The 13,208-nt window shown below is 47.4% G+C and carries 13 protein-coding genes; all 13 read right to left on the bottom strand.

From position 1 onward, the window contains the following. A partial coding sequence (locus JHD62_RS23120) for an acyltransferase family protein (RefSeq protein ID WP_199104308.1) occupies positions 1-379 on the bottom strand: 379 nt, incomplete at its 3' end. 38 nt (positions 380-417) lie between these two features. Then, positions 418-2,403, bottom strand: coding sequence for an acyltransferase family protein (locus tag JHD62_RS19690; RefSeq protein WP_199104307.1), 1,986 nt, complete (start codon positions 2,401-2,403; stop codon positions 418-420). Between the two features lie 12 nt (positions 2,404-2,415). Then, a complete protein-coding gene (locus JHD62_RS19685; RefSeq protein WP_199104306.1) occupies positions 2,416-3,081 on the bottom strand; it encodes a hypothetical protein in 666 nt (221 codons plus the stop codon). A gap of 5 nt (positions 3,082-3,086) precedes the next feature. Continuing rightward, positions 3,087-4,274, bottom strand: coding sequence for a glycosyltransferase family 4 protein (locus tag JHD62_RS19680; RefSeq protein WP_199104305.1), 1,188 nt, complete (start codon positions 4,272-4,274; stop codon positions 3,087-3,089). Between the two features lie 20 nt (positions 4,275-4,294). Continuing rightward, positions 4,295-5,953 carry an exosortase B gene (xrtB, locus tag JHD62_RS19675; protein WP_199104304.1) on the bottom strand — a complete coding sequence of 553 codons (1,659 nt, stop codon included), beginning with the start codon at positions 5,951-5,953 and terminating at the stop codon, positions 4,295-4,297. A gap of 33 nt (positions 5,954-5,986) precedes the next feature. Next, complete coding sequence (epsG, locus tag JHD62_RS19670; RefSeq protein WP_199104303.1) at positions 5,987-6,859, bottom strand: chain length determinant protein tyrosine kinase EpsG; 873 nt, start codon at positions 6,857-6,859, stop codon at positions 5,987-5,989. A gap of 29 nt (positions 6,860-6,888) precedes the next feature. Then, positions 6,889-8,298, bottom strand: coding sequence for a chain length determinant protein EpsF (gene epsF, locus JHD62_RS19665; protein ID WP_199104302.1), 1,410 nt, complete (start codon positions 8,296-8,298; stop codon positions 6,889-6,891). Between the two features lie 42 nt (positions 8,299-8,340). Further along, positions 8,341-9,192, bottom strand: coding sequence for a polysaccharide export protein EpsE (gene epsE / locus JHD62_RS19660; protein ID WP_199104301.1), 852 nt, complete (start codon positions 9,190-9,192; stop codon positions 8,341-8,343). Between the two features lie 4 nt (positions 9,193-9,196). Then, a complete protein-coding gene (locus JHD62_RS19655; protein WP_199104300.1) occupies positions 9,197-10,042 on the bottom strand; it encodes an EpsD family peptidyl-prolyl cis-trans isomerase in 846 nt (281 codons plus the stop codon). Then, positions 10,032-11,441, bottom strand: a complete 1,410-nt coding sequence (locus JHD62_RS19650; protein ID WP_233161114.1) for an undecaprenyl-phosphate glucose phosphotransferase — start codon at positions 11,439-11,441, stop codon at positions 10,032-10,034. The genes JHD62_RS19655 and JHD62_RS19650 overlap by 11 nt, the downstream gene beginning before the upstream one ends. Before the next feature lie 11 nt (positions 11,442-11,452). Continuing rightward, positions 11,453-12,679 (bottom strand): outer membrane beta-barrel protein, encoded by a 1,227-nt coding sequence (locus tag JHD62_RS19645; RefSeq protein ID WP_199104299.1) that lies wholly within the window; start codon positions 12,677-12,679, stop codon positions 11,453-11,455. Between the two features lie 99 nt (positions 12,680-12,778). Continuing rightward, positions 12,779-13,033, bottom strand: a complete 255-nt coding sequence (locus JHD62_RS23115; protein WP_370541098.1) for an SGNH hydrolase domain-containing protein — start codon at positions 13,031-13,033, stop codon at positions 12,779-12,781. Next, positions 13,023-13,208, bottom strand: a 186-nt coding sequence (locus JHD62_RS19640; protein ID WP_199104298.1) for a hypothetical protein, incomplete at its 5' end; no start/stop codon positions are given. The genes JHD62_RS19640 and JHD62_RS23115, both read right to left, overlap by 11 nt.

Raw genomic sequence — 13,208 nt, 5'->3', positions numbered from 1 at the left:
CCCCCCCCCCCCCCCCCCCCCCCCCCCCCCCCCCCCCCCCCCCCCCCCCCCCCCCCCCCCCCCCCCCCTTTTTTGCGTTCGTCTCGTGGGCTCGGAGATGTGTATAAGAGACAGGATATAGTCTTGCAAATCTAGCCAATATAAAATTTTTAAAATTAGAAAAACTTAAATCAATCGAAAAAACATTTCCGTAAACATGCATCATTACAAAACCACTCATCATAAAGAATACATCAACAGCAAACCATGCCTCCATAAAAATCGGAAAATGATTCGTAATGGCAATTTTTACTTGTGGCAATGTCCCACATAGGTGATAAATCACGACCCAGAGGGCTAATAGTCCACGCAAACCATCTAACTCAGCAATACGTTTCATCATAAATCCGCATAAAATTAAAGCAACCACTCGCAAAGTCAATTATAAGCCGTAGTGCCAAGAATACTTATCCAAAGAGGAGAGAAACTTACAGCCCCTTTTGCTGAGAGATGGTTATCATCAGCATACAAAACAGTAGAATTCAAATTTACTGGGCAATATATAGAACATACTGCAGCCCCAACGTCTAAAACTTGAACATTACTATATTTTGTCTTTATCTCATCAAAAATACTGTGCACAATTTTTTGTCTTTTCATATGAATTTCAGCTTTCACACCTCGATACTGGTTTAAGTTGAAAATCGAAGAAAGATAAAGACTTCTAGGTATATCGAACTGTTGCTCTGGAATATATGCGATAAAAGCAAACTGCCTATCAGGAAACTGGCTTATTAAATTTTCAAGAGCGCGTTGCATCACAACTTTATTATCTTTTACAGACTGACCTGTTGAGTATTTATCTTTTATAACCCAGCCGCCCTGTTCAAATTGCCCAAATCTATTCCCCAAAGCAGCTGACGTCCAACGTGCCACCATCACAATTCTACGAATTTCAGGATGTCTTTTGATAAATGCAATATTGGCATCCATCACGCCCTTACATGAAGGGTTACTCAACTGCTCAACATCTGGAAGTGGAAAGCAACCACTATGGGTTAGAGCATAACCGGCAGTTGGTTTACTCAAACGATTGGCCGCAGCATCAATACCGGGCACCAATGCGTCACCAAAACTATCGCCGATAAAAACAAAATTGGGTAACGCCTGCGGGCTTCCAACCCTACAAACTTCATCCCGCGCTATTCTTGCAACCGAAGGTGAATCACATTGTTCCCGCATTGGATTAGTATCCAATGCTGCATCAGCATATATTCTTGCCTGCGGCGAAAGTCGTGATGGGAAACCTGAATAAACGTGGGATGCCACACCAATCATCACAAACACAGTTGAAACCACCACCAGTGCAGGGTAAAACACCTTATTCGAGAATATAATGGAACCTTTATGCCGAAATGGCTCTTCCACATACCTCCATGACAGCCACCCCACTACAATAACAACAAGTAGATATAGTAAAACCTCAATACCATCCAGTTTTCTTAATAGCACATATTGCAAGAACACGACCAACGGCCAGTGAACCAGATAGACTGAATAAGAAATTTTCCCAACAAACACTACCGGACGTGAAGCAAGAAAATCGAATGCAAAGCCTCTTGAAGTACGATGCAAATAAATCAACAGCCCTGCGCCAAGACAAGGAAACAGCGCATTTACTCCAGGAAAAGATGTTTGCTCCGTGAAAGTAAAAATCGGTACAAATAAGAGCAGTACAGACAAAAGTGAAATAATTTTTCTCTGAACTTGCGTCTTGAAAATATTGTCATATGCAAGTGCCGCAATCGAGCCAATTGCAAACTCCCAGGCTCTGGAGAATGGGAGATAAAATGCAGCAACAGGCTGATGTGCAACCTGCCAAATGGAAAAAATGAACGACGCCACACAAAAAATGACACACACAGTCAATAGCTTTTCTTTTAAATATTTAAAAGAAACAACCATGAACAATGGAAAAAATATATAGAACTGCTCCTCCACCCCAAGCGACCAGGTATGTAGCAATGGTTTGGTAATAGCAAGCGGGTCGAAGTATCCACTTTTGAAAAAGAAATAAATATTCGAGCTAAAAAGCGTTGCCGCCACAAGTGATTGACCAAAACTTTTCAAATCAACCGGCACATAAAAAATGCTACCAATCAGAAATGATACAAACAATGTTGCATATAGAGCAGGTTGAATCCTGCGCAAGCGTTTGCCATAGAAATTCAAAAACGAAAATGAATTTGATTGTAATGACTTGAAAATATTTCCAGTAATAAGGTAACCGGAAATAACAAAAAAGACGTCGACACCAACATAGCCTCCACCTATCCAGGTAAGGCCGGCATGAAAAAGTACCACCCCAAGCACGGCAATAGCTCTTAGCCCATCAACATCCGGTCTGTAGCGACTAATATTCATTCTTGACTCGTATTACCAGGACTTGACAAAAACAAATGAATCATCAGCTTCACGCTGACGCAACACCCTGGCAGGTATACCACCAAGAATGCGACGAGCATCTTCCAACTTCTTTGTTACAACAGCACCCATTCCAACTATGCATTCATCGCCGATACAGGCACCTGGTGCGAAACGAACGGCAGAACCCACATAGCAGGATTTGCCAATGTAAATATCCCGGTCCATCGCACTGGCACCATGAGTCAGAAATTGTGAGGCAAACCCTGCCACCCAACTACCATCATCAATATGAATGGAACCATAGACGTCAAACAAATGGTCTTCATGCAAAAGACAGTTCTCGCCGACTTTGAATGATCGTGCATAGTTTTTACTTGCATTGGATGGGTCTGCTGCCGACCAGCCACATTCGATTCGATTTCCTCGACCCACCAGAACATTATTCTTGAAGTCAACGCTAATCGGCCCCAATATCCGCGTTCTGCGTCGAATGGAAAGCTTGTTACCTGCGGTAAAGCGGTCCACACAGATCCATACGCCCCAGTCCACCTTACAGCCCTGACCAAACGAGTACGAGAACAAACGGTAGCCCATCAAGCGAAGTGAATTAGTTGGCAAATAAGACACCAGGCGTGTCAGCACCATTTTTATCTTGTTTTTCTTAGCGGTCATCATTTCACCTACTGCTTTTCCAGTGCACTCACGGCATTCAACAAGGCATCCCCTCGATCGGCCCATAGAAACAGATTGCTAGCCAACGAGAACGCATTTTCCTGCATTGCGTTCAAATGGTTGATATCAACAATATTGGCAACAATGTCATGCGCCATCTGCTCATGCGTTTTACTGCAGATCATCTGCTCTCTGATTTCATCCGGCAAGCCTGATGCGGCATCCTCCAGCGTGGCAACCGGCAAACGCTGGAAGATGTAATCCAGGAACTTGAGTTTGAAACCACCACCAATAGCTTCTGGTACCAGCGCTATACGGGAAGCATCTAGAATGGCCGCGGGGTCATCTACAAAACCATGCAACTTGCTGGCTTTGAGCTGGGGCAGCAGCTCGTCACGCAAGGCCTGCGGCATGCTGCCAATGACATGAAAGGTAACGCCGGCCTGCAAGAATATGGGGTCGGCAATTTTCAGAAACTGACGCAAGTTTTCCTGCTTGGCTGCCCAATGGAAAGAACCCAGCATGACCACGCTCATCGGGTCACTCTCCAATAGCGTTCTTTGCTGAACCACACGGCCAGAATAACCCGGCGTCAGAATTTCGATATGCTTGCCTGGGGTATTCTGCAGGAAAGTTTGCTTGTCCTCTTCCGTAATGGCGGTAACCACATCCACACGCTCCACCATGAAGCGCTCCATGGTCTTCACCTTGAAGTAGTTTTGCCAGAAACCCAGCTTTTTCACCCATGAAGTCTTGGATTCGGCAGCAACCGCACGCAATACCTTTTCTTCGTGGTTGTGGGCGATATACACCATTTTTGCCCTGCTCTGCTTGCCAACCTTGCGCAGGTACTTTTGTAATGCCCAACCAGATGCATAGTGGTCGAATACAATGACATCCCACTCTTCAGCAAACAATTTATCCATGGCCTGGTGAAAGGGGTGCGTTGCATGTACAGCACTCACCAGCGGCATGGAGCTGAGCAAGCCACGCAAGAGTGAATAACGCCCACCACCTACGGTAATGAGCTTTACCAAAGAGGTATCAAACTCGGCTTTTTCGCCTTCGTTTTCCAGTGCTACAAAGGTAAGCCCACCATTGCTGGCTGCAAATGCCTGCGACAAAAAGGCGCTGTAAATACGGTCGCCGCTATTGGCCGGAAATGGAATCTCTCTGGCAATCCACAAACATTTCATTATCAAAACCCACTGATCAATTATTTATTATTCAAAGGAGAAGTTGCGTCAGGCGAGCCGAGCAAAGCCGGCAATTCATTAGCCGCAATACTTCCCAGCATATCTTGCAGAAATTTCTGTTGTAACGCAGTCTGCTGTGGAATTTCAGCATCATCATGTATCAGGCTGGATACCCGGATAAGGATCCCATCCGGTACATGGCCTTTCATGCTTTCTTTCAATAATTGCAACCGGGCATCCATACCTGTACGGGGGAAGCCAGAACCAATACGTATCCAGTATTGCACCCATTCATTACGTCCATTACGCCGTACCAACAGGCCATTACCTGCCAATTGCTGCGTACCTGCCGCCAGGGTGACGGGAACTTGTCGTGCCACGGTAAAACCCTGAGCGTGATAGCAGTACTCCGGTCGATGAATCTTGATTTCCTGCGTTTGCTGCAAGGCATAGGCAATGGCCAACATGACAACATGGCCGGACTTATCCTTGTATGAGCGCATCAACACCGCATCATAAGGTTTGTCGTAGTCATTACCGGTCTCAGTATTAGTGGTCAGGTCAACTTGCGGCACTAATGCCGGAACCGATTGCCATTGCGCAAAATGCTCGGGTAACAGCTTCTCGAATTGCGGTACTGTCCCGGCGTGGTTTACCTGTGGTTGCAAATAGCCAGCCAGCAGATACGATGCAATAAAACAGCCAGCCAACAGCACGCTTGCAACAACCTGCCTTTCTGGCAAAGCGGGCGTTACCGCCTTGTCTTTCACTTCTGTACGCCCCGTCTTGCCAACCCAACGCTGGATCAGGCTATCCACTCCCATGATGATGAGCAGCGCACTGACAAACAGGACAATACCGGCAAAACCATGCAAGTAACTCTGCCCTGCTGCATCGCCAAAATAGTAAGTAATCAACACAAGAATGATTACCCGTAGCACGTTGGCGATGAAAGAAATGGGCACAATCAGCACGCCAAGCACGGCATTTCTCAGCCAGGACTGGTGCTGATTGATATTCAAATACAGCAAGCCCATTGCTTCAAGGGTAAACAGGGAATTCAATCCTGCACATGCATCTGCCACCAATAGTTGATATGGCCCGATTGTCAGAATGACACCATCCCGCGCAATGGGATAACCCAACTTGAACAAAACAGCCTGACTCGCCCAGGAAACCGCCATCTTCATCGGCATGGTAACCATATCAACAAAGGTTACCGGCAGCGGAACCATAAACAGCATGAAGAAAAATGCAAACCACATGGTATGGCTTGATTTCCAGCTATGCTTCAACAAAAAGCAACCTAGCAGAATGACGATAAAGGCTGATACTTCAAACTGAAAAATGAATTGAGACCTGCCAAATATATAAAACAACAAGCCAGTAAAGATAAAAAACCAGGCTTTTAAATAATCTGGCTGCAAAACCAGTTGTTTACTCTGTGCAGACTGCTTGTACTTGATACCAAAAAAAACAATGGAAACAATCAGCACCATTGGACCATGTGCATTTTTCTCGCTACCCCAAGGGCCATGCAATAAGTCCAGCAATGTAGGCATGAAAAAACCGGCTAACAGCAGATAAAAAACCACGCCGGGTATTTTAGTCAGCTTGTCATAAACAGTTTTTGCCTGTGACATCATCATGCCATTTCTGATAATCAAAAGGTGGGCCATGGCCCACCTTTACCAATAAAACAGTAAGCGGAATCAGTAGTTGTTCAGCACGGTACCGACGACATTGACACTGCCCTGATTCAGCACATTTCCAAGCTCTTTTACTTCTGCGGCCAGGCTGTGATTCTGGCGGACGACAACCAGCGCCGCGCCGGTGCGAGCAGCAATGGTGCTGATATCTGCGTACTCGCTGGATGCAGGGGTATCAATCAGAATCACGTCAAAGACAGCAGAAAACTCCGCCAGCAACTGGGCAAAAGCCGGCCGGCCTAGCAGCTCCTGCGCATTGATGGAACTACCCGCAGGCAGAATATGCAAACCCGGCAAGCCTTCAATAGCATGCAAAGGTTCATTGGCGCGGCCAGTCAGGGCAGCAGCAAGACCATGGGAATTGCTGATGCCAAACAGCGCATGCTGGCGCGGATTGCGCATATCAGCATCAATCAGCAAAGTTTTTTCACCCAATTGGGAGAAAATGACGGCCAGGTTTGCGGCAAGTACACTCCTGCCCTCGCCGCGCTGGGTACCTGCAATGCACAAGGTAGGTTGATTCTGCTTGTCTTCAAACCAGCGCAGCATCAACTGGCTACGCAGGCTGCGCAGGTTTTCAATTTGTCTGTCGAACGGTTTGTAGGCCGCTACCACTTCTTCACTGACATTGCTGTTGCCTGCCTGCAAATAGGGAAAATCAAACTGGTCTGACAGGGCAAGGTCAATATCTGATTGGCTCAGCAAGCCCAGTTGCATGGCAGCATCACCAAAACGCAAGCCTTTCTCTTTTTGCAGTTGCAGGATGCGTTCTGCGTTTTCGGGGCTCAAGCGGCCGCTTTCAACCAGGATGACGCCAATGGAGCGCCCTTGCCGGCGACTGGCAGAACTGAAACCGAATGCATTTGTTTGTGTCATGTTCCTACTTTCGATCCGGGATTCATTCATCACGATTTTTTACCGCGGAAAAAAGCAAAACGCTGTTTCTTGCCCGACAAGGGCAAATCGCTGCGATTGAAATCATCGATGACCGCCAGATTGGGGCCCAATTGCAATGCCAGCACTTCATTCAAGGAGCGCAGGCGACGGTTAGACAACTCTTGCACCAAGGCGACAACCACCCCCAGTAAGGCACCGGCAATGGCTGCCAAAACAACATTCAACGGCAGTTTCGGTGCCCACGGAGAAGCCGGGGGAGTAGCCGGATTCAATACCGCCACATCAGATTGCACCGCTTGCGCATCCAGATTGACCTGCGTTGCACGTGCGCTGATAGACTTGAACGCCTCTTGCGCGCTATCCAGCTCACGGCTCAATACCGCCAGCTCATCCCGCTTGCGGTTCAAATCCAGCACTTTGGATTTTTGTGCGGCTACTGCACTGCGCAGTTCACCTTCACGCTGCAAATAAATTTGCGCGCTGCCACCCACCGCAGTGGATGCAATATGGGTTTGCTTGTCCAGTTCGGCTTGCAGATTATCAACATCGGCCTTGGCAGCAAGATAATCCGGATGCCGGGTGCCCAGCTTTTCCGACAGCTGCGCCAGTTTGGACTGGGAAGTTGCCAGGCTGGCTTTCAGGTTTTGAATCAGGGTGTTATTGGTGACATCCGGAGATGAATTACCACCGCCTCTTACCTGGGCACGACGCGAAGTCGCTTCCATCGCCTGGGACTGGGCTTGCACCAACTGGCTGGACAAGTCATTCAGGCGGGCGTTTTCCACGTCGTAATGGTCATCAACATTAACAATGCCGTTTTCTTGCTGGTACTGAGACAATTTACGCTGGGCTGCTTCGTAGATAGCCTTGCGACGGTTGATTTCACCCGCAAAATACTCCTGCGCTTGTTGCGAGGGTTCAACTTTCAGCTCAACACTCAACTGTTGATATGCCGATGCAAATGCATTGGCCATAGTAGCTGCGTACTTGGGGTCATTACTCTTGTAAGTAATTTCCAGGACATTACTGTCCTTGGACGGCACGACATCCAGCTTGCGCAACAGCATGGAGGCAATCCAGTCCTTGAAATTGCCATCTCCTGCTGTTTGCTCCTGAAATGAATCCTTCAACGCAGCAGACTTGTCCAGTTTCAGCATATCAACCACACGCATGGCTACACGCTTGCTGGAAATGATATCAATCTGGGTAGGCACGTAGCCGGGTGTCAATTGCGCAGGCAGGTTAACACCAGAAACAGGATCAAAGCCCTTGAAGTTAAGCACCAGACTGGTGCTGGCTTTATAGGTTTTTGGGAAAACCAGGCTGGCCACCACAACAAGAACAAGCACGGACAACCATACCTTGATGATTGTATTTTTCCGTGCCCTTAAAATGAGTAACAACTGTTCAATATCCATAAAACTCCCGGCGCTCAATTGGAAACTGTGTAGTTAAAATATTCAGAACCAGCTTTCCTTGACGTACACAATATCGTCTGGCAGCAAAACAGTTTCCTCGTTGATGTCCTTGATTTTCTGTAATTTTCCATCCGCATCCTTGCGCTTTATTTCCAGCCCACGCATGGTGCCCTTGTCAGTCAGGCCGCCACCCAAGGCAACTGCCTGCAGCACATTCGTGCCACGATCCAGCCGGAAGGCACCAGGGTGCTGCACTTCGCCATAGATAAAGAACCGCGATGCACGTTCAACAATGATTACGTCATCTTTTTTCACCCGCAGGTTTTTTTGCGGGTCTCCCCCATGTGACAGCTCATACAGATCAATCTGGTATTTGACGCTATTACCGTTTTCATTGCGGATCAGGGTAACCAGGTCGCCACCATCGGGCGTCACGCCACCGGCACTGGCCACCATATCGGTTACAGTGCGGCCATTATCCAGCACGATGCGGCCAGGCTTGTTGACCTGACCAATAACCGATACCAACTGGCTATTCACCGTGGTAACCAGAATGTTGACCTGCGGGTCTTTCATATACCCCTTGTCACGCAGCAATTGTGCAACCTTGCGTTCCGCTTCTGGTGTGGACAGCCCCCCCACCTGAACAGGACCAATCATCGGTACTGTTACATCCCCGCTATCCGTAATACGGGTATCGGTTGGCTGGTTGGTATCGCCATAAATGGTGATACGCACAATATCGCCAGGCCCTAAAGGCAAATCACCAGCACTGGCAGCTTTCGCCACAAACAGACACAGCGCCAGAAACAGGAAAAGAATTTTTTGCATGGAACAAGTCCAATCAGGTTTCAATTTAATAAAGACAGGCGTTTGGCACCGCGGGGCAAACATCTTCTTATTTCAATGACTTAGCTTGCTCGGTATAACTTACCTTGGCGGCATCTTTCAATTGCTGCAGATGCGTTGTCAGCGTTTCTTGCACTTTTTTCTGCTCCAATACGCGACGAATCGTCTCTTTGGCATCGCTGATTTCAACCGGGTCATTATACTTGTTACGGATAACTGCAACAATTGTAAGCTTTGGTTCTTTAACGGTGAACAGTATGCCTGGCTGCATATTCCTTATCTTTTCCAGCAGCTCTGCAGGTAGTTCAGCACTGGACTTCCACACCATTTGTCGTTGGTATTTCAAGCCATGCTGTACCAGGTAAGCGGAAACCTCATCCCAGCTGCCGGATTGCACCGTCTTTTGCAAACCTTCATCAACATTATCATTTTCCAAAACCAGTTGCTGAAACTGGAATTCGGTCCGCTGGGCAAATTTTGCCGGATTCTGTTGGTAAAAATCATTGACTTCAGCATCCGTCACCTTGGGTGGTTCACTCACCAGTTGCTGAATATAGGCCTGGGAAAGCACAGCATCACGTGCGCGTTGAATCTGCATTTGAACGCCAGGGTCCTGATCCAGCTTTTTACCCACAGCGGCATTGACCAACAGTTGGCGCGATACCAGATTTTCCATCGCCACCGCCTTGGAAGGCTGTGGCAAAGAGGCTAATTCGGCATTCAGCTGGTTTACGGTCAGCTCGGCATCACCTACTTTGGCTAAAACTTGGCCAGAATTGCTTGGCTTGTTACACGCGGTCAACAACATGGCTGACAACAAGCAAAAGCCCAAGTGCTTACTCAGTGCATTATTTTTCATGCTATCCCTTAAACTGGCACAAGCATCAATACGCATTTTCTTTTTTCAACACGATGGACACTGTTTTGAGAATGATTTTCAGGTCAAACAACAAAGTCCAACGTCGCAGATACTCCAGGTCAAATTCGATACGTGCCTGCATTTTATCCAGCGTTTCGGTTTCACCACGCAAGCCATTTACCTGAGCCCAGCCGGTAATACCGGGCTTGACCTTGTGTCGCAACATGTAGCCTTTAATCTGGGTTCTGTACAATTCATTGTGAGCAACCGCATGCGGCCGTGGACCGACAATACTCATTCTTCCTTGCAGCACGTTGAAAAACTGCGGCAACTCGTCCAGTGAGGACTTGCGTAAGAATGCCCCTACTTTGGTAACCCGCGGGTCGCCCTTGCTGGCCTGGGTAACCACTGCGGCATCCTCCATTACCCGCATGGAACGGAACTTGTAGACAATAATTTCCTCACCATCCAGTCCATAGCGCCGCTGTTTGAAAATAATGGGGCCTTTGGACGTTGTCTTGACGGCAATGGCAATGCAGAGCATCACAGGCAATAACAGAACCTGAATGATAGAAGCCAGCACAATATCCGACACACGTTTCACCATACTGTTAAAGCCGATAAATGGTGTTTCGCAGATTGCCATTACTGCCACACCACCGATATAGTCGAAACGGGCACGAATCAAATTGAAAATATAGATATCCGGAATGAAATATACGGATGCCGTTGTGTCCTGCAATCCATCCAGCAGCTCCATCACACGCGGCTGGGCGGACATGGGCATACTGATATATACCTGATTGATATTCTGCTTGCGGCAAAACTCAACCACATCTTTCATACCGCCCAGCAACTCGATATTTGCACCTTCCGGCTGCCGCTCGATACCACGATCATCAAAAAAACCAACCAGATTAACCATCAGCGACGGATAATCATGAATACGCTTGGCCAGATTCAAGGAGGCCGGATTGACCCCAATAATGACCGCCTTCTGTACCTGGCCTGTCAGGTGATAGCGATGAATCACATGAATCAGAAAGGCACGCTTGGCAATCAGCATGGGGGCCACACTCACATACCAGAAGTGCAAGATTCCTGCATCAACATGGTCATCCAGATGGCTTAACCACGTGACAGCATAAAAGGCAAGCAGGACAAAACCCCAATCCAGCACGGAATCTCGCAGCAGATTGAAGGCAATACCGTGGCGCGCCCTTGCTGTACTCATCCAGCCAAAGATATAAGACGCCAGGAAGAAAATAACAATGGCGATATCAATATGGTATTCATTGACAGTTCGACCAACAATGAAGTTAAGTAGCAGATAATACACCGCAATCAACAGCGGCTCGAAAAAACGATGCAATAAGGAGAAAACAGCACTCGGCTTATTGTTATGCTGCATCGTTCTGTCATACATGCTCAGCATTTACACCACCCTCAATACGTGTATTTTGCAGAAATGCTAGCACCCAACGCCGAATAACTGCTGCCATTGATATTGGAAGCATTATTCTCTTTACTCAGCGACATCAGGAAGGCCAGCTTTTGATAAGCGTTATAAGTCATATCTACACTCGCCTTTTTATAGGTATCTTTTCTCCCCAGAGGTGAAACACCGGAGATAATGGAAACACCATTGTAGTTTCTGTTTTCATAACGATACTGGGACAAGAAAGACACCTTGCTTGTCAGCGCATAACGCCAGGACAATGCATATCCCTTGGACAGGGCAAAGTTGGCATCAGCCTCGGTCAAGCCACTAAACATCTGCCATGCACTCACACCCAAGGTAGACTTGCCACTAGCATTCCAGTAGCTGCTCAACCTGGCATTCAGGCCACTATATTTACCGACATCCGTATCCTTGCGGCGTCTGGTTTGCCAACCACCCTCCAGATCAAAGCTCAAATCACTCTTGGGAACCCAGCGTGCCTTGAGATTATATTCATCCTGATAATAGGAGTTATCCAGGGTCGCACCATTAACAACGGTTGTATTAGGATAACTGCCATTGGTGGATTTGGCATATAGTCCAAATTCATTATCTTGCACCGTCTTATACAACACCCCGACGCTGGCAGCCAGACTTGTGTAATCGTACTGATTAAGTTGCGCATTATTATAATCAGAGCGCACAGAAGTGACTCCGCCAGTCAATCCCCAATGATTCGCAATGCTCCATACGGCATCCGCATTGGCCGTTGCATAGCTGGTCATTGTTTTTTCAGTCACCTGAAAATACCTGAATGGCGTCAACGTTTGCGAATAATCATAATTAGCATGACCAGTCAACTTGCTGCCTATCACCCAGGCTAATGATGAGTTCAGTTTCTTGTCATTATTGCTGTATTGCGAGAAATACTCATACTTGTTATGCGTAGCCGAAACACCCAATTGCACTTGCTGCCGGCCATAACTTTGGTTATAGAGCAAACCAAGTGTCGCGGACTGCACCGTGTCTGACATTCTGCTGGTCCCGTATTTGGACTGAGCAGCATTAGCATCTTGCACATCAAAAATGTTATTACTGTAATTCACTTGATATTGTGCATAGGGATGCAGACCAAGCATATTTTCAGAGGAGGAAATCCCAGCACCATATGCATTCACCTCAATAAAAGCAGTCAGCGCCGAGAAAAAAACCACATTGAATTTACTATTCATATCACATTCCATCGCCTCATTCAGGAGCCACAACATTACAGCCTTGTCGAATCAGTTTATTCCAACAATTAGCCGAATGATACTTCGCCCAATGATTAATTACTCATCCAGAAGTTTCAACTTTGAAACAATATAACGAGAACCTTCGCGCGATAAGTGCCTGTCATCCCGATAAAAGAGTACATTACCGTGACTAGCCTCACACTTATCAGCCGTGCAAATAAACGGTGTCAGATCAACAAATTTCAAATGATGACCATCAGCGATTTTCTGCAGAATATTTATAATTTCGAAATGATATGACCTAACTTGATTTCTTGAAAAATTGCATGCAGAAACATTTTCACCATGCAATGAAAAACAGCGACCAAAGTCCAATCCAGTTATTGGAGTAGGTCCTGTCTCTTATACACATCTCCGAGCCCACTAGACGAACGCAAAAAAAAGGGGGGGGGGGGGGGGGGGGGGGGGGGGGGGGGGGGGGGGGGGGGGGGGGGGGGGGGGGGGGGGGGGGGGGGGGGGGGGGGGG

This window comes from Aquitalea sp. ASV11, from assembly GCF_016429185.1.
Lineage (GTDB): Bacteria > Pseudomonadota > Gammaproteobacteria > Burkholderiales > Chromobacteriaceae > Aquitalea > Aquitalea pelogenes.
This window is presented reverse-complemented; position numbering and strand designations above follow the sequence as displayed.

Excerpts from the sequence above, each read along its gene's own strand:
- JHD62_RS19690 (WP_199104307.1), bottom strand. The coding sequence starts at position 2,403 with ATGAATATTAGTCGCTACAGACCGGATGTTGATGGGCTAAGAGCTATT.
- JHD62_RS19685 (WP_199104306.1), bottom strand. The coding sequence starts at position 3,081 with ATGATGACCGCTAAGAAAAACAAGATAAAAATGGTGCTGACACGCCTG.
- JHD62_RS19680 (WP_199104305.1), bottom strand. The coding sequence starts at position 4,274 with ATGAAATGTTTGTGGATTGCCAGAGAGATTCCATTTCCGGCCAATAGC.
- xrtB (WP_199104304.1), bottom strand. The coding sequence starts at position 5,953 with ATGGCCCACCTTTTGATTATCAGAAATGGCATGATGATGTCACAGGCA.
- epsG (WP_199104303.1), bottom strand. The coding sequence starts at position 6,859 with ATGACACAAACAAATGCATTCGGTTTCAGTTCTGCCAGTCGCCGGCAA.
- epsF (WP_199104302.1), bottom strand. The coding sequence starts at position 8,298 with ATGGATATTGAACAGTTGTTACTCATTTTAAGGGCACGGAAAAATACA.
- epsE (WP_199104301.1), bottom strand. The coding sequence starts at position 9,192 with ATGTTTGCCCCGCGGTGCCAAACGCCTGTCTTTATTAAATTGAAACCT.
- JHD62_RS19655 (WP_199104300.1), bottom strand. The coding sequence starts at position 10,042 with ATGCGTATTGATGCTTGTGCCAGTTTAAGGGATAGCATGAAAAATAAT.
- JHD62_RS19650 (WP_233161114.1), bottom strand. The coding sequence starts at position 11,441 with ATGCTGAGCATGTATGACAGAACGATGCAGCATAACAATAAGCCGAGT.
- JHD62_RS19645 (WP_199104299.1), bottom strand. The coding sequence starts at position 12,679 with ATGAATAGTAAATTCAATGTGGTTTTTTTCTCGGCGCTGACTGCTTTT.